Origin of the sequence: Amycolatopsis sp. DSM 110486 (assembly GCF_019468465.1) — a bacterium.
Classification (GTDB): Bacteria; Actinomycetota; Actinomycetes; order Mycobacteriales; family Pseudonocardiaceae; genus Amycolatopsis.
The window spans coordinates 493,370-511,566 of record NZ_CP080519.1 but is presented as its reverse complement, the minus strand read 5'-3'; the positions used below and the strand labels follow the sequence as shown (position 1 = coordinate 511,566).

16 protein-coding genes are annotated in these 18,197 nt (G+C 69.3%); 15 read left to right on the top strand and 1 reads right to left on the bottom strand.

The window, feature by feature from the left end:
- Positions 1 to 145 precede the first annotated feature (145 nt).
- The 11 genes from K1T34_RS02530 to K1T34_RS02480 all read left to right on the top strand — a co-directional run bounded on the left by K1T34_RS02530 (position 146) and on the right by K1T34_RS02480 (position 11,871).
- Positions 146 to 913 carry an SDR family oxidoreductase gene (locus tag K1T34_RS02530; RefSeq protein WP_220242690.1) on the top strand — a complete coding sequence of 256 codons (768 nt, stop codon included), beginning with the start codon at positions 146 to 148 and terminating at the stop codon, positions 911 to 913.
- Positions 914 to 968: 55 nt separating this feature from the next.
- Positions 969 to 1,877 carry an MBL fold metallo-hydrolase gene (locus K1T34_RS02525; protein WP_220242689.1) on the top strand — a complete coding sequence of 303 codons (909 nt, stop codon included), beginning with the start codon at positions 969 to 971 and terminating at the stop codon, positions 1,875 to 1,877.
- Between the two features lie 89 nt (positions 1,878 to 1,966).
- On the top strand, positions 1,967 to 2,734 hold the full coding sequence (locus K1T34_RS02520; protein WP_220242688.1) for an SDR family oxidoreductase: 768 nt from the start codon (positions 1,967 to 1,969) through the stop codon (positions 2,732 to 2,734).
- A 191-nt stretch (positions 2,735 to 2,925) separates the two neighbouring features.
- Positions 2,926 to 3,831, top strand: a complete 906-nt coding sequence (locus tag K1T34_RS02515) for an NmrA family NAD(P)-binding protein (protein ID WP_220242687.1) — start codon at positions 2,926 to 2,928, stop codon at positions 3,829 to 3,831.
- A gap of 27 nt (positions 3,832 to 3,858) precedes the next feature.
- The gene (locus tag K1T34_RS02510) at positions 3,859 to 4,821 is read left to right on the top strand and encodes an alpha/beta hydrolase (RefSeq protein WP_220242686.1); all 963 of its coding nucleotides are present in this window, start codon (positions 3,859 to 3,861) and stop codon (positions 4,819 to 4,821) included.
- Positions 4,818 to 5,408 (top strand): CGNR zinc finger domain-containing protein, encoded by a 591-nt coding sequence (locus K1T34_RS02505; protein WP_220242685.1) that lies wholly within the window; start codon positions 4,818 to 4,820, stop codon positions 5,406 to 5,408. Before K1T34_RS02510 ends, K1T34_RS02505 begins: the two co-directional genes overlap by 4 nt.
- Positions 5,409 to 5,612: 204 nt before the next feature.
- Positions 5,613 to 6,470: an alpha/beta fold hydrolase gene (locus tag K1T34_RS02500; protein WP_220242684.1), complete on the top strand. Its 858-nt coding sequence runs from the start codon at positions 5,613 to 5,615 to the stop codon at positions 6,468 to 6,470.
- Between the two features lie 133 nt (positions 6,471 to 6,603).
- Positions 6,604 to 7,185 carry a TetR/AcrR family transcriptional regulator gene (locus tag K1T34_RS02495; protein ID WP_220242683.1) on the top strand — a complete coding sequence of 194 codons (582 nt, stop codon included), beginning with the start codon at positions 6,604 to 6,606 and terminating at the stop codon, positions 7,183 to 7,185.
- Between the two features lie 99 nt (positions 7,186 to 7,284).
- On the top strand, positions 7,285 to 8,718 hold the full coding sequence (locus K1T34_RS02490) for an MFS transporter (protein WP_255638257.1): 1,434 nt from the start codon (positions 7,285 to 7,287) through the stop codon (positions 8,716 to 8,718).
- A 279-nt stretch (positions 8,719 to 8,997) separates the two neighbouring features.
- Entirely contained in the window at positions 8,998 to 11,271 is a 2,274-nt protein-coding gene (locus K1T34_RS02485; RefSeq protein WP_255638256.1) for a M4 family metallopeptidase, read from the top strand.
- Positions 11,272 to 11,361: 90 nt separating this feature from the next.
- Complete coding sequence (locus tag K1T34_RS02480) at positions 11,362 to 11,871, top strand: OsmC family protein (protein WP_220242681.1); 510 nt, start codon at positions 11,362 to 11,364, stop codon at positions 11,869 to 11,871.
- 34 nt (positions 11,872 to 11,905) lie between these two features.
- Here K1T34_RS02480 and K1T34_RS02475 read toward each other — a convergent pair whose 3' ends face one another.
- Entirely contained in the window at positions 11,906 to 12,934 is a 1,029-nt protein-coding gene (locus tag K1T34_RS02475; RefSeq protein ID WP_220242680.1) for an LLM class F420-dependent oxidoreductase, read from the bottom strand.
- A gap of 273 nt (positions 12,935 to 13,207) precedes the next feature.
- On the opposite strand from K1T34_RS02475, the gene K1T34_RS02470 reads away from it, so the two are divergent.
- The 4 genes from K1T34_RS02470 to K1T34_RS02455 all read left to right on the top strand — a co-directional run bounded on the left by K1T34_RS02470 (position 13,208) and on the right by K1T34_RS02455 (position 18,118).
- The gene (locus K1T34_RS02470; protein ID WP_220242679.1) at positions 13,208 to 14,206 is read left to right on the top strand and encodes an LLM class flavin-dependent oxidoreductase; all 999 of its coding nucleotides are present in this window, start codon (positions 13,208 to 13,210) and stop codon (positions 14,204 to 14,206) included.
- 30 nt (positions 14,207 to 14,236) lie between these two features.
- Positions 14,237 to 14,935 (top strand): NADPH-dependent F420 reductase, encoded by a 699-nt coding sequence (gene npdG / locus K1T34_RS02465; RefSeq protein ID WP_220242678.1) that lies wholly within the window; start codon positions 14,237 to 14,239, stop codon positions 14,933 to 14,935.
- A 94-nt stretch (positions 14,936 to 15,029) separates the two neighbouring features.
- The gene (locus K1T34_RS02460) at positions 15,030 to 16,721 is read left to right on the top strand and encodes a long-chain-fatty-acid--CoA ligase (protein WP_220242677.1); all 1,692 of its coding nucleotides are present in this window, start codon (positions 15,030 to 15,032) and stop codon (positions 16,719 to 16,721) included.
- Complete coding sequence (locus K1T34_RS02455) at positions 16,718 to 18,118, top strand: MFS transporter (RefSeq protein WP_255638255.1); 1,401 nt, start codon at positions 16,718 to 16,720, stop codon at positions 18,116 to 18,118. Before K1T34_RS02460 ends, K1T34_RS02455 begins: the two co-directional genes overlap by 4 nt.
- Positions 18,119 to 18,197: the final 79 nt, after the last annotated feature.

Sequence of the window (18,197 nt, the reverse complement as noted above, 5' to 3'; positions counted from 1 at the left end):
CGGTCCGGCCGAGTCCACGTCGGATCGGTGAGACATAAATGGCTGCCTGACGTGGATGGGTCCTGGTCGAACGGCGTACTCGCTGCGACGTGTCGTCCACCACCGCAAACCTCACCAGCCCATCAGCGAACTGGAGATTCCAGACATGTCTTCGATCCTCATCACCGGCGCTTCGCAGGGAATCGGTCGCGCCATGACGCTGGAGCTCGCAAAGCGGGGTCACCGTGTCATCGGCACGGCCCGCAATCCGGACAGCCTGGCCGACCTGCCGACCGCCCAGCGCCTCCGGCTGGACGTGACCGATCAGTCCAGTGTGGACGCTGCGATCGCCGCTGCGGGCGAGATCGACGTCGTGATCAACAACGCCGGCGAGACCATGCGGGCCCCGCTGGAGAGCGTCCCGGTGGCCGAGGTCGCCCGGCTGTTCGACCTGAACACGCTGGGAGCGCTGCGCGTCGTCCAGGCCGCGCTGCCCGGCATGCGCGAACGTGGCTCCGGCCACCTGGTGTTCCTGTCCAGCATCCAGGGCCGGATGGTGCTGCCGATCATCGGCCCGTACGGGATGAGCAAGTGGGCGGTGGAGGCCATGGCCGAGGTGCTGGCCATCGAGGCCGGCCATTTCGGGGTGAAGGTCAGCTTGGTCCAGCCGGGTGTGGTGGCGACGAACGGCGGCGCGAAGGCCAAGGTCTACCGGGCCTACGACGACCCGTACGGTCCGCTGTTCGACGAGCTGGTCAAGACCCGCGGCGACGTTGTGACGCCTGAGGAAGTGGCCACGGTCGTGGCCGACACGATCGAGCAGGAGAACCCGCCGCTGCGCGTGCCGGCCGGTGCGACCGCGACCAAGGTCCTGGCCGCCCGCAAGACCGCGCCCGAGGACGAGGTCTTCTTCCCCTACGACATCAACTGGTGAAGCGTCGGCTGGTCCGGCCCGCGTCCGTCCGCCATCACAGTGGGAAGGAAATCCCATGACCGACAAGACCACCTCGGCCGCCTTCGGCGACGTCGAAGTCACCCGCGTCTCCGAGTGGAGCGATCACTTGTTCTCCCGGCCGGAGCTCCTGCCGGACTCCGGGCGCGCGGAGTGGGAGGCGGAGAAGGGCTGGCTCGAGCCGGTCTTCTGGTCGGCAGAGTCCGAGGACGCCTGGCTGTGCTCGCAGAGCTTCCTCGTGCGCAGCGGCGGCCGGACCATTCTGGTCGACACCGGGATCGGCAACGGGAAGCCGCGCCCGGGCGTACCGCCGTTCGACCATCTCGACACCGGCTACCTCGCCAACCTCGCCGCGCTCGGCGTGCGGCCGGAGGACGTGGACGTGGTGGTGTGCACACACCTGCACCCCGACCACATCGGGTGGAACACCACCCTGGAGAGCGAGGAGTGGCGCCCGACCTTCCCCAACGCGACGCACCTGCTGCCGAAAGCCGACTTCGACCTGTTGTCGGGCATGGCGAAGAGCGGGGATGCGCCGGACCCGCTCGGATATGTGTCCGCGTTCCTCGACAGCGTCGCGCCCGTCGTGGAGCACGCCGAAACGCAGTTGTGGGACGGCGAAGAACACGTGATCGACGATGCCCTCCGGCTCGTCGCCGTTCCGGGGCATTCGGCGGGCGCGGCCGCCGTCACGATCTCTTCGGGTGGTGACCACGCGCTGCTCGCCGGCGATCTCGTGCACCATCCCATGCAGATCCTCGACCCGAAGCAGCGCAACGCGCTCGACGCCGATGCCGAGGCTGCCGCGCAATCGCGGATCCGGATGCTCGGCTGGGCGGTGGAGCACTCCGCACCCGTGTTCGGCGGTCATTTCCCCGGTGGCCGGGGCGCGCGGATCAGTGCCGCCGGCGGCGCGTTCCGGATCGACTCCTGGACGACCGTCTGAGGGCCGGTGCCGTTCCGGTCGCCTCACCTTCGCGTCCACTGTGGTCACGCTCGCGCGGCGAACCTCATTAAGGAACAAGGAGAATCACGATGTCGTCCGTCCTCATCACCGGTGCGTCCAGGGGCATCGGCCATGCCATCGCGATCGAGCTGGCCGGTCGCGGCCACCGCGTGATCGCCACCGCGCGTCGTCCGGAGGCGCTCGCAGACCTGCCGGTGGACCAGCGGCTGCGCCTCGACGTCACCGATCAGGACAGCGTCGACGCGGCGATCCGCGACGCCGGTGAAGTCGACGTCCTGATGAGCAATGCCGGCGCGACCGTTCGCGTGCCGCTGGAGAGCGTTCCGCTCGACGACGTGGAGCGGCTCTTCCAGCTCAACACCCTCGGGGCGCTGCGCGTGGCGCAGGGAGTTCTGCCGGCCATGCGAGCGCGGGGAGCGGGGCGGCTCGTGTTCGTCTCGAGCATCCAAGGGCGCATGGTGCTGCCGTTGGTCGGTCCGTACGGTGCGACGAAGTGGGCACTGGAGGCGCTTGCCGAAACCCTGGCGATCGAGACCGGTCACTTCGGGATCAAGGTGAGCATCGTGCAGCCCGGCGTAGTTTCCTCGGGCAGCGGCGAGCCGGCCAAGGTGTCCCTGCCGGACGGTGATCCGTACACGCCGCTGCTGGGGGCGCTGGCCGTTCTCCGCGGTGAGGCCGTCACCCAGGAGGCGGTGGCGGTCACGGTCGCCGACACGATCGAGCAAGCCGAACCCGCGCTTCGCGTGCCGGCCGGCGTGCCGGCCAAGCAGGTCCTTGAAGCGCGCAAGTCGGCGCCGGAGGACAAGCCCTTCCTGATGCGCGAGATCGACTGGTGACCGTCCGCCTGAGCGGCGCACCCGCCCGGCGCTTGTCCCTGTCGGTGAGCACGTACTCGATTGTTTCGGAGCTCCTGTCGTCGTGGCTGAGCATGCCCTCGCGACTGAGGCGCCGGGTTCGCCGTGCCGCTGCAGGCTGAGTACCGCACTTCTCCCAGATCACGATTTTCGGCTCTACGAAAGGTGTTCACATGTCCGACGACAGGCTGTTCCTGGTGACCGGGGCGACCGGCAGGACGGGGGGAGGGGCGATCAAGCTGCTCCTCGAGCGCGGCCATCGCGCCCGCGCGATGGTGCACCGGGAGGACGAGCGCTCTCGTGCGCTGGCGGAGGCCGGTGCCGAGGTGGTCGTGGCCGACCTGCACGACCTCGACGGCATGACGACCGCGTTGCAAGGGGTGACCGGCGCGTACTTCTGTCACCCGATCCTGCCGGGCCTGGTGGAGTCGACGGTGATCTTCGCGCAGGCGGCGACCGAGGCCGGGGTGCGCTCGGTGGTCAACATGTCGCAGATCCCCGCCCGCCGCGAGGCCGGCAGCAACGCCGCCCGCCAGCACTGGCTGTGCGAGCGCCTGCTGGATCGGACCGATCTGCTCACCACGCACATCCGGCCGACGTTCTTCGCCGAGTGGCTCACGGTGTCGTGGGAGATGCGCGACGGCGAGGGTTACCTGCGGCTCCCGTTCGGCGAGGGCCGGCACGCGCCGATCGCCTCGGCCGACCAGTCCCGGGTGATCGCGGCTCTCCTGGTCGAACCCGAGCAGCACGACCGCGCGATCTACCCGTTGCACGGCCCGGTCGAGATGAACCACCACGACATCGCCGGGGCCATGGCCCGCGAGCTCGGCCACCCGGTGCACTACGAGCCCATCGGCGTCGAGGAGTTCTCCGCGTCGATGCTCGAGCGCGGTCACGACCCGCACCTCGTCCAGCACCTGCGCAGCGTCGCGCTCGACTACCTCAACGGCGTGTTCTCCGGGACGAACGACGTCATCGAGAAGATCGGCGGCCGGCCCCCGCTTTCTGTCGAAGAGTTCGTCCGTGCGAAGCGCGCCGACTTCCAGACCAGCGGACCACGCTTCGTCCCCGCCGCCTGACGCGCGGGCCCAACCGAGGAGTTTTCCTTGTCCTACGCGGTGGATCCGGAGCTGGCGCCCTGGCTGCCGGGGATCCCGGAGATCGACCTCGGCGATCCCCGGAAGGCTCGTGAGACCGAGCGTTCCCTGTCGGCGCAGTGCCCGGAACCGGATCTGGCCGGGCTGACCGTCGAAGATCGCGAAGTGCCCGGCCGCCACGGCGCGCCGTCGGTGCCGGTCCGCGTGTACCGGCCGCGGCAGGCGAGCGGGTGCCTGCCGGCGGTTCTGCACATGCACTCCGGTGGCTTCGTCACCGGTGGCCTGCACACCGAACACGCCGGTGCGGCGGCGATCGCCGAGTCGGTGGGCGCGGTGGTCGTCTCCGTCGACTACCGGCTCGCGCCCGAGCACCCGCATCCCGCCGCGCTCCTCGACTGCTACGCGGCGCTGCTGTGGCTGGCGGAAACGGAAGACCTCGGGGTGGACCCGGCGTGGATCGCCGTGTCCGGGCAGAACGCCGGCGGCGGGCTCGCGGCAGCCGTCGCGCTGCTGGCCCGCGACTGCGGCGGCCCGGCACTCGCGTTCCAGGCGCTCGGCACCCCGGAGCTTGACGACCGGCTCGCCACCGAGTCGATGTGGACCTGCGTGGACACTCCGGTCTGGCACCGCGGCAACGCCAAGCAGAGCTGGGCCGCCTACCTGGGCGACGAGGCCGGCGGTCCGCGCGTGTCGTCGTACGCCGCACCCGCGCGCGCCACCGACCTGACCCGGCTGCCGCCGGCGTACGTCACGGCGAGCCAGTTCGACCCGTTTCGGGACGAGGCGCTGGACTACGCGCGCCGGCTCGCGCAGGCGAACGTGCCGGTGGAACTGCACTTGTACCCGGGCACGTTCCACGGATCGACGTTCGTCGCCGGCGCCGCGGTGTCCCGCCGAATGACGGCCGATCTGGTCGACGTACTGCGGCGAGCGTCGGCCTTGGCGCTGCCGGCTTCTGCGCGGCTGCCATGACGTGGCGCGGGAACGAGCGCTACGGTCTTGCGCCGGCGCCGGGCGGGCTCGCCCTCGTCCAGGATCTGCTCAACACCCGTCGCAGCCCGCAGGGGACCTCGGGTGACCTCTTGTCGTCGGTCCGCTCGGCTCAGGAGTGGGCGAGCGCGGCGATCGTGGAGTGGGCGGTCGCCGGCGGTGGCCGCGGCCGTGGTGTTCGGCTCAGGGCCGCCGACGTCGAGGAGCTCCGAGCGTTCCGCGACCAGCTCGTGGTTGTGGCCGGGGCCGGGGGCGAACCGTTGCCGGCCGAGCTGCGTGTCGTCGCCGGGTGGGAAGCCGGCGGCCGGCTGGTGCTCGAGCCTGCGGGCACCGGGTGGCAGGTCGTCGCGGGTGCGGTGCTGCTGGAGGTCCACCGGGCGCAGCTGCTGGACGAGTGGCGGCGGGTGAAGACCTGTCGCAGCCCGATCTGCCTGGCCGTGTTCTACGACCGGTCGCGCAACAACAGCGCGGTCTGGCACGACGTCCGCGCCTGCGGCAACGCCATCAACCTGCGCGCCTCCCGGGCGCGCGCCGCCGCCCGGGCCGGCGTTGCGCGGCCACGCCGGTGACCGCGGTGCTCACGGCGGGTTTTCCGACCACAGTGGACACTGGCGTCGCCACGCGTTCACGACACCATTCGGAGGCATGCTGAAACCAGTGAAGACATTTTTCGGACACCCTGACGGTTTCTTCGCCCGCCCTCGAAAAACCATTCCACGGTGACAATTCCCACCCTTGTCATCGGTCAACCGTATCCCGTAAGGTCTAACCCCATGAGCCAGTTAGAATCTTCGATGGCCCAGGTTGGCGACCTGCGAATGCACTACCAGTGTGGCGGCGACGGCCCGCCCATTTTCCTCCTGCACGGCTGGCCACAGACGTCGCACTGCTGGCACCGCGTGGCGGGGCCGCTCGCCGAAACCCACACCGTGATCGCGCCTGACCTGCGCGGCTACGGTCGCACCGACAAGCCGCGCGGCGGTTACGACAAGCGCACGATGGCCGCCGACCTCGCGCAGCTGGCCGAGCAGCTCGGCTTCGACCGGGTGGCCGTCGTCGGGCACGACCGCGGCGGCCGGGTCGGGCACCGCTGGGCTTTGGATCGCCCGGACCAGGTCGAGCGCCTGGCCGTGCTCGACATCGCGCCGACGCGGGAAATGTGGCGGCGGATGGATTCCGTCATTGCAAAGGAGGGTTACTGGCACTGGTTCTTCCATTTGCAGCCCGACCTGCCGGAACTGCTGGCGGGCAGCAACATCGCCGCGTACCTCGGCTACTTCTACGAACGCTGGACGTTCCAACGCCAGGGCCTGGCCGCAGAAGACGTCGACGAGTACGTGCGCGCATTCTCCGCCCCGGGCGCCCTGCGCGCCGGTTTCGACGACTGCCGCGCGGCCTTCCCGGACGACGCCGACCTCGACGACGCCGATTACGCGGCGGGCAAGCGCCTCACGCAGCCCGTGCTCGCCCTGTGGGGCTTGGCCGGCCTCCTCGGCAAATTCCCGACGCTCGACATTTGGCGCGACTACGCGGACAACGTCACCGGCGCCGGCCTCGAGAACTGCGGCCACTTCCTGCCGGAGGAACAGCCCGAAGAGGTGGTGGCACACCTGCTCAAGTTCCTCGGTTGAGCCTTGATCAGCTCGCGGCCTCGGCTCGCACGAGGGAGGGGCAGCCTTGACACCGTGGTTGCCGACGGGCACTCTGCGGAGAGAGAGATTATGTCGGTCATCATACATGCCTGGGTGTGAAGGGAATGGCGTCGTGAGTCAGGGGCCCGGCACCAGGCAGCGGATGATCGGCGCCGCTCGGGAGATCATCCGGGAGCGGGGTTACCGCGCCATGTCGCTCGCCGAGGTGGTGCAGCGCAGTGGCGCGCCGCGGGGTTCGTTGTATTACCACTTTCCCCAGGGCAAGCAGCAGATCGCTGCCGAGACGGCCGGGGTGCACGCGGGCGAGCAGCTTGCGGAGATCCGTCGGCTGGCCGGCGCCGCGACCTCGGCCGCCGACTTGGTCGGCGGGTACGTGGATCGGGCGCGCGACGGCATGATCGCCAGCGTTTACGGGCGTGGTTGCGCCATCGCGCCGCTGGTGACCGAGGTCGGCGAGGCTTCCGAGGAGCTCGGTGAGGCGTGCCGTCTCGGGTTCACCGAGATCGTCGAGGCGATCGCGGTCCAGTTCGTGGTGTTCGGCCTGGGTGACACGGCTGCGGTGGGGCTCGCCCATGCCGTGATCGCGGCGGTCCAGGGTGCGGAGATCACCTCGCGGGCGCTGCGCAGTCCGGAGCCGTTCGACGCCGTGCGGAGTGTGCTCGTCGAGCGGGCCCTCGCCGCAGGCGCGCCCTAGCGTTCGCGGCCGTTGTGACGGCAGGCGTTCTCGGGGCGCGACACGGGCGCTGAGCAAAATCTGACGAGCGACATATTTCGGACAGAGGGCGGGAGAACAGTGGAGGTCGAGAAGCACGCGGCGCCGCGGGCAGCGGCTGCGGCGCCCCGGGAACGGCCTCGGGCGGAGGGGCCGACCGTCGCGTTGGCGTGCGTTGCCACCGTGTTGGCGATGGTCATGTTCACGTTGCCGATGAGCACGTTGGTGACGCTGGCGAACACCATGGGCGCGAGCGTGATGGGGCGCACGTGGATGCTCAGCGCCGCCAGCATCGGACTCGGCGCGGGCCTGCTCGTCGGCGGTGCGCTGGCCGACCGGCTGGGACGCCGGACCGTCTTCGTCATCGGAGCCGCGGTCCAAGCACTTTTCCTGTTCGCCGGGGCCGGTGTGCCCAGCCCGACCCTGTTCACCATCGCTCGCATCGGTCAGGGACTCGGCGCCGCGGCCCTGGTGGCGACGAGCCTGGGACTGATCGCCCAAGTCACTTCGCCCGGACACCGGCGCACGCGAGCCACCGGCCTCTGGGGAGCAAGCCTCGGTGTCGGCATCCTCATCGGGCCCCTGCTCGCAGCGCTCCTGGAACCGGCGGCCGGCTGGCGCAGCCCTTACCTCCTCGTCGGCCTCCTCAGTGCCGGCTTGATCGCCTTCTTCCGGGCGCTGCCGGCCAACCCCGCCGGCCCCGCCGCGGCCGGCGGGCGAATCGACTATGTCGGTGCGGCGGCCCTGATCGCCGGCCCGAGCGCTGTGCTGGCCGGGCTGGTCCTCGGCCGAACAGGCTGGCTGCAACCGACGGTCCTCGCGTTCCTGGCCGCGGGGGTGCTCATCGTGGCCGCCTTCGTCTTTCACGAACGCCGCACGGAATTCCCCTTGGTGGACATCCGGCTGTTCACCAACTGGCAGTTCGTCACGGTCACCGTCGCCGCGTTCACCGCGGGGTTCGGCGTGATCTCACTGACCTCCTACACTCCGACCCTGGTCGAGCAAGGACTGCACGGCTCCTCGCTGGCCGGCTCCGTTCCGCTGGTGATCTGGTCCGGTCTGAGCGTGCTCGTCTCGCTGGTCGCGCGGCACCTTCGCGGGCGCGTCACGCCGGAAACCCAACTCGCCGCGGGGCTGATCATCATCGGCGCCGGCCTGGCGACCCTCGCACCTCTGCACGACCACGCCACGCTGCTGCGCCTGGCTCCCGGCTTCGCGATCGCCGGGATCGGAACCGGTCTGCTCAACGCCTCGCTCGGCGCCCAAGCGGTCGCCACCGTCCCCGCTCACCACGCGAGCATGGGCAGCGGCGTCAACAACACCGCCCGCTACCTCGGCTCCGGCCTCGGCGTCGCGGTCGTGACCTCGACAGTCGACCCGTCGTCACCACAAGCACTGCTGCACTCATGGGCGACCCCCGTCACCATCTGCGCCGCCATCTCCCTTGTCGTCGGCATCGCGATCCCGATCTACGCACGGGTTTCCCGGAGAACCGGCACACGCTCGGCGACCTGATCGCCGGCTTCCGGAACGCGCCGGGGCTGGGGTCAACCGGCGAACGGGTGCCACTCGGATCGAGTGTCCTCGGTGGACTGAGCGAGCCCGAAATGTAATCTTAATTATTTGTGTCCGCTATGGGCAACAGGGTGAAGTATCAGTAAGACCGTACGTTAGTAGCTTGTTCGCGAGGCTCGGGCGCCGGATTCTGTTTTCCGTTGCGCAGCGCCACTTCCCGTTCCCCTGACCACGGCCCGGCCTCGAACCCGGGCCTGGTTCACCCTGCCCGGAGGAATTATGGAACTGAGACGTTATGCCGTCTTGGCCACGACCGGCGTACTTGTCGGCGCGTTGTGTATCCCCGGTACAGCGCAGGCGCAAACCACCCCGAACGCGGTACCCAACGCCCAAGCCATGGCGGTGAACGCCGCCGCCGGTCTCGTCGCGAGCCGTCCGGCCGCGTTGCACGCCAGCGCGGACGATGTTTTCGTGCAGCAGAAGGCAATCTCCTCGACCAACGGACTGCAGTACATCGCGTACGAGCGCACCTACAAGGGCCTGCCTGTGGTGGGTGGTGACTTCGTCGTCGCGACCGATTCGACGGGCCAGGTGCTGGCCACCTCGGCCGCGCAGGACCAGACCATCAACGTCGCGACGTCCGTTCCGGCCGTCACCAAGACCGCGGCCGAGGCGACTGCCCGGCAGCAGCTGTCCTCCGTGGACAGTGTGAGCGCGGCCCAGCAAGTCGTTTACGCGCTCGGCTCGCCGAAGCTGGCGTGGAAGAGCACGGCCGTCGGACGCGACGCCGAGGGCCCGAGCCGGCTCGACGTCATCGTCGACGCGGCCACCGGGAAGGTGCTCCACACGCAGGAGCACGTCATGAACGGTGACGGCACCAGCGCGTGGAACGGCCCGAACCCGGTGCACCTCGACACCACGCACTCGGGCAGCACTTACACGATGAAGGACCCGGCCATCACCAACACGTCCTGCCAGGACGCGGCCTCCAACACCACCTTCAGCGGTCCGGACGACACCTGGGGCACCGGCACCGCCACCAGCCGCGAGACCGGCTGCGTCGACGCGCTGTTCGCCGCCCAGACCGAGAACAAGATGCTCTCGCAGTGGCTGGGCCGCAACGGCTTCGACGGCAACGGCGGCGGCTGGCCGATCCGCGTCGGCCTGAACGACGAGCAAGCCTACTACGACGGCACCCAGGTCCAGGTCGGCCACAACACGCAGAACCAGTGGATCGGCTCGATCGACGTCGTCGCGCACGAGCACGGCCACGGCATCGACGACCACACACCGGGCGGCATCTCGGGCGCGGGCACCCAGGAGTTCGTCGCGGACGTCTTCGGTGCTTCGACCGAGTGGTTCGCGAACGAGCCGGCGCCGTATGACAAACCGGACTTCCTCGTCGGCGAGCAGGTCAACCTGGTCGGCTCCGGCCCGATCCGCAACATGTACAACCCGTCGGCGCTGGGCGACAAGAACTGTTACGACAGCTCGGTCCCGGGCGGCGAGGTGCACGCGGCCGCCGGCCCGGGCAACCACTGGTTCTACCTGCTGGCCGAAGGAACCAACCCGACCAACGGGCAACCGACCAGCACGACGTGCAACAACTCCACGGTCACCGGTCTCGGTGTCCAGACCGCGGTGAAGATCTTCTACAACGCGATGCTGCTCAAGACCTCGGGTAGCTCGTACCTGAAGTACCGCACCTGGACTCTGACCGCGGCGAAGAACCTGTTCCCGGGCAGCTGCGCCGAGTTCAACACCGTCAAGGCGGCGTGGGACGCGATCTCCGTGCCGGCGCAGTCGGCCGACCCGACGTGTTCGGCGACCGGCACCGTCACCGTGTCCAGCCCCGGCAACCAGTCGACCACGACGGGCTCCGCAGTGAACCTGCCGCTGTCGGCTTCGGGCGGCGCCACTCCGTACACCTGGTCGGCCACCGGCCTGCCGGCCGGCCTGTCGATCAGCACCTCCACCGGCACGATCTCGGGCACCGCGACCACCGCGGGCACCTCGAACGTCACGGTGACGGCGAGGGACTCGGCCGGCAAGACCGGCACGGCGTCGTTCACCTGGACCGTCGGAACCACCGGCGGCTGCTCCGGCCAGAAGCTCGTCAACGGCGGCTTCGAGTCGGGCATCGGCAGCTGGACCGGCACCACCGGCGCCATCGGCCAGTGGGCCTCGCAGGGCCAGGCCGCGCACGGCGGAAGCTACAGCACCTGGCTGGACGGGTACGGCAGCACGCACACCGAGTCGATCGCGCAGTCGGTGGCCATCCCGGCCGGGTGCCACGCCACGCTGACGTTCTACCTGCACATCGACTCCGCGGAAACGACCACCACGACCGCCTACGACAAGCTGACCGTCACCAACGGCAGCGCGACGCTGGGCAGCTTCTCCAACCTGAACAAGGCCTCGGGATACACCCTCCGGACGATCGACGTCTCGTCGGCCGCCGGCGGCACCCTGGCGCTGAAGTTCACCGGCACCGAGGACAGCTCGCTGCAGACGTCGTTCGTGATCGACGACGCCGCGGTGACGCTGAGCTGACGCACCTGAATCCGCACTGAGAAGGCGGGGAGACCGGAGTCCGGCTCCCCGCCTTTTCGCTTTCCGGCAAACGCAGGCACAATCGAGCGCATGGACTCCGAAGCGCTGCGCGCGACCCAGGCCCCGTTGAAGGACAAGTACCGCGACGAACCGGAGAGCGCGCTCGTCACTCTGCACGCCGACGCCGAACTGGACGGCCTCGGCATCTCCTGCAAGGTCGAGACCGGCCGCGCGATCGTCGAGGCCGGGCTGCACCCGGCGACCGGCGGCGACGGCACCCTCGCCTGCTCCGGTGACATGCTGCTCGAAGCGCTCGTCGCGTGCGCCGGGGTGACGCTGCGGGCAGTGGCGACGTCGCTGGGCCTCGAAGTGCGCGGCGGCCGCGTCCGGGCCGAGGGCGACCTCGACTTCCGCGGCACGCTGGCCGTCGCGAAGGACGCCCCAGTCGGCTTCCGCGCGATCCGGCTGTCGTTCGACCTCGACACCGACGCCGACCCCGACCAGCTCGCGACGCTGAAGAAGCTGACCGAACGCTACTGCGTCGTGTTCCAGTCGCTGCGGACACCGCCGGAGTTCGCCGTCTCGCTCGCGGCGAACTGAACCGTCCTAACGCGACAGTTGTCCGGCTCCGGGATCAGGCCATCAGCTCGGCGAGAGTCCGCAGCGTCGCAGGGTCCGCCATGTTCGCGCTGATGACGTCGACGACGGTCGTCTCCCAGGCCTGGAGGTCGTGGCGGATCTTGTGCGGGGGGCCGATCAAGGCGACTTCCTCCACCATCCGGGTGCTGACCGCGGCGATCGCCTCAGCCCGGTGGCCGTCCAGGTACAGCTGGGTGATCTTCTCGCATTCGGCCTCATAGCCCAGCCGCGTGAACATGTTGCGGTGGAAGTTCACCTCGGCCGCGCCCATGCCGCCGATGTAGAGCGCCAGCAGCGGGCGCAGGCTGTCCGCCGCGTGCTCCACGTCGTCGTCGACGCGCACGTTGACGTTGGCGACTACGGTGAACGATTCGGCGGTGTGGCGCGCGCCCGGACGGCTGAAGCCCTCGCCGAGTGCCGCGCGGTAGTACGCGTCGAGCTTGGGGCCGAAGAACATCGAGAGCCAGCCGTCCGCGATCTCGGCGGCGAGCGCGACGTTCTTCGGGCCCTGGGCACCGAGGAAGATCGGGATCTCGGGCCGCCGCGGCCGGATGTTGGCCCGCAGCGGCTTCCCGAAACCGGTGCCGCCCGCCGCGGGAATCGTGAAGTGCTCCCCGTGGAACTCGACCGGGCCTTCCCGCGCGATCACCTTCCGCACGATCTCGACGTACTCTCTCGTCATCTGCAACGGCCTGCGGTACTGCTGCCCGTACCAGCCCTCGACCACCTGCGGCCCGCTTGACCCGAGCCCGAGAATGAAGCGGCCATCGGACAGGTGATCCATGGTCATCGCGGCCATCGCGGTCGCGGTGGGCGTACGCGCCGCCATTTGCGTGCACGCGGTACCCAACGCCGGTCTGGTCGTTCGCGAACCCACCCACGCCAGTGGCGTCATGCTGTCCGAGCCGTAGGACTCGGCGGCCCAGATCGAATGCAGGCCCAGCCGTTCGGCTTCCCGTGAGCTTTCCTCGAGGAACGGATGCGGTGCCGAACTCCAATAGCCCATGTCCCAACCCAGGCGCACGCCATCCTCCTCGACGGTAATTGATCTTTTTCGGCCAATTGCGGCGAACCTTCACCAGCAAAGTCCCCAAAGCGTTGCTTGATGAAACCACAGAGCGTTCGATGACGGAACCCTGTGACCTGCAAGATCGATTGAAAAATCCTCGCTCGGCGACGCTTGCTTCCGCGCGCTGGCCGAGGTTAGAGTTCTATGACGAAACGCACTCCATCCTCATGCGTGAGCCCACTCCCCTCGCGCCGGAGGGCACCGCCGCCCCCACCGGAAGGAACGTGAATGAAGCTCGGAACTTCACTTCGCTTCATCTTCGCCGCGTCCGATGAATCCCTGCGCAAGTACCACGAAATCGTCGTCGACCGCGGAGAGTTCAGCGACATCCCGCTGGGCGTCACCGACGTCAGGCTCCAGGCCCGGCAACTGCTCGAGATCGCGAAGACCGCCGCCGAGTGGAACTTCGGCTTCCTGATGGTCGGCGACAGCCACGCCTCGTCGTACGCGAACGCTTTCGCGCCCACCCCCACGCTGGCGCGCATGCTCGCCGTCACCGGTGACATGCCCGTCGGCCTGCTCTACCTCGCGCCCTTCCACCACCCCGTGCTGGCCGCGGAGCAGGTGGGCACGCTCGCGGCGTTCGCGCCGGAACCGCTGACGCTGATCGTCGGCAACGGTGACGTGAGCGAGCAGTTCGACGGGTTCAAGATCGCCAAGGGTTCCCGCGGCCGGCGCAGCGAAGAGTTCATCACTGTCGTCCGCCGGCTCCTGGCCGGGGAGCGGTTCAGCCACGACGGCGAGTTCTTCCAGTTCGACGACCTGCAGATCAACCCGATCCCGAGCACCCCGGCGGAAATCTGGGTGGCGGCCATGGCGGGCAAGGCCGTCGAACGGGCGGGACGGCTCGGCGACGCCTGGGAAACGGCCCCCGGAACGCCGCCGGAGGAACTGGAGAAACAGCTCGAGCTCTACAGCCGGCTCTGTTCGGAACACGGCCGCGTGCCCAAGGCGGTCCTGCGCCGCGACATCTTCGTCGCGGAAACGGACGAGAAGGCGTGGGAGGCGGTCGAACCGGTCGTGGCGGCCGGATATCGCGGATTCGGCCGCGAACGGGACACCTCACTCGTCGGGTCGGCGGAAACCGTCGTGAAACGACTGGGGTTCTACCGCAAGATCGGATTCGAAACGGTACTGGTTCGCCACATCGTCGGCGATCACGGGCTGATTCTCGATTCCATGCGCCGGATCGGCGACAGCGTCATCCCCGCGATCGCAGATCTGTGATCGCCGGTTCAGAGCCAACAGGAGGAACGGGTGGAAGAAGAGCGCATCGCCATCATCGGTGGCACCGGACCGCAGGGCAGAGGACTCGCCTACCGGCTGGCGCGGTCGGGTCGCCGGGTGGTGATCGGTTCGCGTGACGTGGCGCGCGCCGAGCAGGGCGCCCGGGCGGTCAACGAGCGGCTCTCGGGCACGGAACCCGTTACGTGGGCGGAAAACCGGGAAGCGGCGGCGGGTTCGCAGGTCGTCATCCTCGCCGTCCCGTACCGCGGTCACGCCGACCTGGTGCGGTCGCTCGCCGGTTCCCTGGCCGGCAAAGTCATCGTCAGCTGCTGCAACCCGCTCGGCTTCGATCGGCGCGGCCCGTTCGGGCTGGACGTACCGGACGGCAGTGCCGCGGAGGAGCTGCAGCTGCTCGTGCCGGCGGCCCGGGTGGTGGGCGCGTTCCACCACCTGTCCGCGGTGACGCTGTGGAGCGCCAAGGAGGACCTCACGGACGAGGACGTGCTGATGGTCGGCGACGACGAGCACGCGCTCGACGTCGCGGGCGAACTGTGCGCCGCCGTCACGGGCAAGCCCGGAGTCGTCGCCGGCCCGCTGCGGCTGGCCCGTCAGCTCGAGCCCCTCACCGCCACGTTGATCAGCGTCAACAAGCGGTACCGCACCCAGGCCGGGGTACGGCTGGTCGGGGTCAACCTCCCCGAGATGGACCAGGACGTGGACATCGCCTGAGCCGGCCGCGCCGGCACACCAGGACAACTCGGCTGCGGCACAGGTGGCACAGCCGAACCCCAACCTCGCACAACGAAGTGGAGGTACTCGGGCCATGAGCGAGCTCATGAGCACGATGCAGGATTTCCCGCTGACCATGGCGGCCATGCTGCGTCACGGCAATGACGTACACCCCGACAGCCCGGTCGTCAGCGGCTCCGCGGGGCGGGTGGTCCGGGAAACGGACTTCAGTACCGTCGCCGGGAACGCGGCCCGGCTGGCAACCGCTCTGCGCGGCCTCGGCGTTCGGCCCGGCGACCGGGTCGGCACCTTCTGTTGCAACCACCAGCCCCATCTCGAAGCCTTCTACGGCGTGCCGGCGATGGGTGCCGTCCTACACCTGATCAACTCGCGCCTTTCGGACGAGCAGCTCGTCTACGTGATCGGTGACGCCGAGGACGGCGTGATCATCGTGGACGACGATCTGTTGCCCCGTCTCACCGCGTTGCTCCCGCAGCTTCCCTCGGTGCACACGCTGGTCGTGGTCGGCGAGGATCGGGGAGAACAAGTGGGTTACCGCGACCTTCTCGCGAGCGTCACGGCCCCCGACAGCTGGCCCGAGCTGGACGAGCGCGCGCCGGCCGCGGTCTGCTACACGACCGGGACGACGGGACTGCCGAAGGGCGTCGTCTACAGCCACCGCTCGATCTGGCTGCACGCGCTCGCCATCAGCTCCGGCGCCGCGTTCGCACTTTCCGACCGGGACCGGATCCTGCAGATCACCCCGATGTTCCACGTCAACGGCTGGGGCTTGCCTCACGCGGCCCTGCTCACCGGCGCGGGGATCGTGCTCCCGGGCCGGGACGTGAGTGCCGCGGCGATCACGGCGCTGACCGCCGCGGCGAAGCCGACACTGGCGGTTTCGATTCCGCTCATCTGGGCACAGGTCAAGGTCTACGCGGAAGCGCACCCGGTGGACCTGTCCTCTTTGGACTCCATCGTGTGCGCCGGCTCGTCGGTGGCTCCCGCTCTCATCGACTACTACGAGCGGGTGCACGGCACGCATCTCTTCCAGGGCTGGGGGATGACCGAGGTCAGCCCGTGGGGCGGGATTTCGCTCCCGGCGGCGCGTGACCTGGCCGATCCCGCGAAGCCTTGGCGCGACTGGTCAGGCCGGTTGCTGCCCGGCGTCGAGATGCGCGCCGTGGACGAGTTCGGCAACGTCCTCCCTCGCGACGGCGAGTCTGTCGGCGAACTGGAGATGCGCGGGCCGTGGGTCACCGGGTCGTACGTCGGCGGCACGAGTGAGGACCGCTTCAGCGCCGACGGCTGGCTGCGCACCGGCGACCTCGGTGCGCTTGATCGCCGCGGGTATTTCCGGATCACCGACCGGTCGAAGGATGTCGTCAAGTCCGGAGGCGAGTGGATTTCCTCGGTGGCGCTGGAGAACCAGCTCGACGCGCACCCGGACGTGGTCGAGTCCGCGGTGATCGGCGTGCCCGACCCGCGCTGGGAGGAACGTCCGCTCGCGGTCGTCGTCCTGTGCGAGACCGCCACCGCGTCGATGGCCGATCTGCGGGGCCACCTGGCGGCGTCGGTGCCCCGTTGGTGGTTGCCCGAACGGTGGGTACTGGCGGAAACGCTGCCCCGCACCAGCGTCGGCAAGATCGACAAGAAGCGACTTCGCGCAGTCGCGGCATCGGGGGAGTTGCGGATCGAGCACGTGCCGGGCCCCGCCCCGGCGCCGTTCCGGGGCGCCGAACCGATCGCGACCGCGCGTCAACAAACAACCGGAGGCCTGTCTTGAACTCGAACAACGCCCGCTTTCCCTCGGGCTCCCCGCCGGACGAACCGGCGATCAGTCCCGCCGAGCTGAGACGAGTGCGGATCGCGACCCTGCTCGGCCAATCGACCGAGTGGTACGACTTCTTCCTGTACACCACCGCGGCGGCGCTCGTCTTCCCGCGGGTCTTCTTCAGCGCGTCGTTCAGCCCGCTGGCGGCGACGCTGTCCTCGTTCGCGACGATCGCGGTGGGGTTCGTGGCGCGCCCGGTGGGCGGCGCACTGTTCGGCCACCTCGGCGACCGGCACGGCCGCAAGAAGGCGCTGGTCATCGCGCTGGCGCTGATGGCGGCGGCGACCTTCGCCATCGGCTTGCTTCCCGGGTTCGCCGCGATCGGCATCGCCGCGCCGGCGGCCCTGCTCGTCCTGCGGATCTGCCAGGGGCTGGCGCTCGGCGGCCAATGGGGTGGCGCGGTCCTGCTCGCCACCGAGTACGCACCACGCGGAAAGCGCGGCGCCTACGGAGCATGGGCCCAGCTCGGGCTGCCGCTCGGGCTGATCGTGTCCAGCGCCGCGTTCTTCGTGGCCGCGGGTGCCACCAGCGCGGACGCCTTCTTCGCCTGGGGCTGGCGGGTTCCCTTCCTCCTCGGCGGCGCGCTCGTCGTCGTGGCGCTGCTGGTGCAGATGAGGATCGACGACACGCCCGCCTTCCGCCGTGCGGCGAAGCGACGCGGTGAAGCGCACCGGTCACCGGTGCTGCAGGTGATCAGGGAACATCCCCGGCGCATCGTCGTCACCATCGGCGTTTTCCTGGTCGTGGGCGGGTCGTTCTACGTCTACACGACCGGCACGCTGGCCTACGCCACACAGGCTCTGAAGATCTCCCGGAACACGATGCTGGTGTCGATCATGATCGGCGCCGCCGCGATGGCCGTGTCGATCGTGATCGCGTCGAGGCTGAGCGACCGGGTTGGCCGGCGCCCGGTGTTCCTCGTCGGCGCGGTCGGGACGATCCTCTGGGCTTTCCCCTATTTCGCGCTGCTCGACTCCGCCTCGCCGCCGGTCGTGGGTGTCGCGATCGCTGTCGCGATGTTCATCAACGGCGTGATGTACGGACCGACCGCGGCGCTGTTCTCGGAACTGTTCCCGGTGGCGGTGCGCTACAGCGGCGCTTCGCTCGGGTACCAGTTGTCGAACGTCGTCGGCGGCGGATTCGCACCACTCGTCATGACCTCGCTGCTGGCGTCCACCGGGACCTCGGCTTCGGTGGCCGGCTACGTGATCGTGATGGGCTTCATCACGATCGGGGCGTTGCTCGCCCTGCGGCCTTCGTGGTCGGGTCAGGGTGATGCTCGGACCACAAAAGCCGGTGACCCGGGCCGGGAGGTCCCGGCACCGTCGGCGGGCTACGGCTCGGGCTGATCATGAATTCCCGCGAAAGCTCGGGAGCGACAGTTCTTTGATCGAATGCTCATCCGTGAGCACCTGTGGGCCACGGGCG

Coding starts and splice junctions, on each gene's coding strand:
- K1T34_RS02530 (WP_220242690.1), top strand. CDS start 146: ATGTCTTCGATCCTCATCACCGGCGCTTCGCAGGGAATCGGTCGCGCC.
- K1T34_RS02525 (WP_220242689.1), top strand. CDS start 969: ATGACCGACAAGACCACCTCGGCCGCCTTCGGCGACGTCGAAGTCACC.
- K1T34_RS02520 (WP_220242688.1), top strand. CDS start 1,967: ATGTCGTCCGTCCTCATCACCGGTGCGTCCAGGGGCATCGGCCATGCC.
- K1T34_RS02515 (WP_220242687.1), top strand. CDS start 2,926: ATGTCCGACGACAGGCTGTTCCTGGTGACCGGGGCGACCGGCAGGACG.
- K1T34_RS02505 (WP_220242685.1), top strand. CDS start 4,818: ATGACGTGGCGCGGGAACGAGCGCTACGGTCTTGCGCCGGCGCCGGGC.
- K1T34_RS02500 (WP_220242684.1), top strand. CDS start 5,613: ATGAGCCAGTTAGAATCTTCGATGGCCCAGGTTGGCGACCTGCGAATG.
- K1T34_RS02485 (WP_255638256.1), top strand. CDS start 8,998: ATGGAACTGAGACGTTATGCCGTCTTGGCCACGACCGGCGTACTTGTC.
- K1T34_RS02480 (WP_220242681.1), top strand. CDS start 11,362: ATGGACTCCGAAGCGCTGCGCGCGACCCAGGCCCCGTTGAAGGACAAG.
- K1T34_RS02470 (WP_220242679.1), top strand. CDS start 13,208: ATGAAGCTCGGAACTTCACTTCGCTTCATCTTCGCCGCGTCCGATGAA.
- K1T34_RS02460 (WP_220242677.1), top strand. CDS start 15,030: ATGAGCGAGCTCATGAGCACGATGCAGGATTTCCCGCTGACCATGGCG.